This is a genomic window from Mesorhizobium sp. M7A.F.Ca.AU.002.02.1.1, assembly GCF_003998535.1.
Classification (GTDB): Bacteria; Pseudomonadota; Alphaproteobacteria; order Rhizobiales; family Rhizobiaceae; genus Mesorhizobium; species Mesorhizobium ciceri.
The window spans coordinates 1-2,022 of the sequence record NZ_RZPB01000935.1 but is presented as its reverse complement, the minus strand read 5'-3'; the positions used below and the strand labels follow the sequence as shown (position 1 = coordinate 2,022).

The 2,022-nt window shown below is 63.5% G+C and carries 2 protein-coding genes; both read left to right on the top strand.

Annotation, left to right across the window (positions count from 1 at the left end; all coding sequences use genetic code 11):
• Positions 1-337 precede the first annotated feature (337 nt).
• The gene (locus tag EN879_RS33495; RefSeq protein ID WP_063169612.1) at positions 338-808 is read left to right on the top strand and encodes an Rrf2 family transcriptional regulator; all 471 of its coding nucleotides are present in this window, start codon (positions 338-340) and stop codon (positions 806-808) included.
• Between the two features lie 31 nt (positions 809-839).
• Positions 840-2,022, top strand: a 1,183-nt coding sequence (locus EN879_RS33490) for an FAD-dependent oxidoreductase (RefSeq protein WP_127274587.1), incomplete at its 3' end; no start/stop codon positions are given.

Sequence of the window (2,022 nt, the reverse complement as noted above, 5' to 3'; positions counted from 1 at the left end):
CATGCATAAAATAACCGCCGATTTGACAACCCATTCCGCGTGTTCGAGGGTAAGTATAGTAATCTTAGCGACATTGAGATTGGAGGCGACGATGAGCAGTCACCATATCGCGATGATCGCGCCCCCAAACTCGTGCGCTTTTGTGTCCCTGTGGGCACAAAGGCTAGTCAAAATGGCCCGCGCGGCTTGAAAACGAAGCAAAATCAGAAGTTCTCGGCTTGTACATCATGTCACTAGAATTTATGTGTCATGCGGGCTTGGACGCGGCGGCAACGCACGCCAGGCGTTTTGCAACCGATGGTTCCATGCCGTCGCATGCCAGAGAAAATTTGATCTCATGCTCACCAAAAAAGGTAAGTACGGCCTCAAGGCGCTTGTCCACCTCGCGCGATTGCCGGCCGGGCAGCTCGCCTTCGTCAACGACGTCGCCACCGGCAACAACATCCCGAAGAAATTTCTCGACGCCATCCTGGGCGAGTTGCGCAATGCCGGCTTCGTCCAGAGCCGCAAGGGCAAGGATGGCGGCTATCGCCTGGCGCGCCCCGCCGACGAGATCAAGGTCGGCCATGTGGTGCGCGTCCTCGACGGTCCGCTGGCGCCGATCCCCTGCGCCAGCCGCACCCAGTACCAGCGCTGTGAAGATTGCAACGAGGCGAGATGCCAAGTCCGACATCTGATGCTCGAGGTCCGGCAGGCGATCGCCGAGGTGCTCGATCAGCGCAGCCTCGCCGAAATGCGCGATATCTCTCTCGACGACCTGTCGGTCGGCATCGGCGATCTGCCGGTCGCGGTGAAGGTCCAGGCCTGACACTGGCGCTGCGCAGAGCGAAGGCATGCCTATGACCGGGCGCGCCAACTCCATCATCATTGTCGGTGGCGGCGCCAGCGGCGTCGTGCTGGCCGCGCATCTCCTGAAGTCGCCCAATCCCGACCTGCGCGTCACGCTGATCGAAAGGCGCCCGCATTTCGGCCAGGGCATCGCCTATTCGACGCTGCTGTCGGCGCATGTACTGAATGTCAGCGCCGCCGGCATGAGCGCCTATGCCGACGATCCCGGCAATTTCTGGCGCTGGCTTCAGGAACGCGGCCTGGCAACGGCTGAGGAGGCGCCCTTCTATGCGCCACGCAGCATCTATGCCCGCTATCTCGGCGAGTTGCTGGTCGATCTGGAAGCGCGGGAAAAGCAGAGCGGTCGGCTTCGGCTGATCCGCGAGGAAAGCCTCTCGATCACGCCCACCGCCTCCGGCGTCGAAGTGGCGCTGGCCAACGGCACCAGCGTCGTTGCGCATCTCGCCGTGCTGGCCACCGGCCACGACGAGGAGCCGGCGCAAGGCCATGCCATCAGGATGGGATCGGAAGCCGACACAGCACTTCCGCCCGGCGCCGGCGTCATGGTGCTGGGCACCGGCCTCAGCATGGTCGATGCTTTCCTGGCGCTGGAGCAACGCGGCCATCGCGGCGACATCATAGCTGTGTCCAGGCGCGGCCTGCTGCCCTCGCCGCATCGCAAGGGCAATCCGATCAAGCTCGACGTCGCCGACATTCCGCTCGGCACGCAGCTCTCCTATTTCGTCGGCTGGTTCCGCGACCTGATCAAGGAAAACCAGAAGGCCGGCATCGACTGGCGTGACGTCGTCGACGGGCTGCGGCCGTTCAACCAGAAGATCTGGCAGAACTGGCCGGCTTCCGCCAAACGCCGCTTCGTCGAGCACACCAAGGCCTGGTGGGACATCCACCGCCATCGCATGGCGCCCGAGGTCTACGCCCGTGTCACCGAGGCCGTGCAATCCGGCCGCATCCGCCTGGTCGCCGGCCGCGTCGTCGACATTGCGCGCAACGGCGAATTCACCGTCCAGGTCCAGTCGCGTCACACGCAGCGTCTCGAGACCTTCGAGGTTGCCCGCATCTACGATTGCTCTGGCATCGTCAGGGACATCTCGACCTCGTCGAACAGCGTCGTGCGCTCGCTGGTCGACCGCGGCCTGGCAAGGCCGGATCCGCTGCGCATCGGCCTCGACGTAT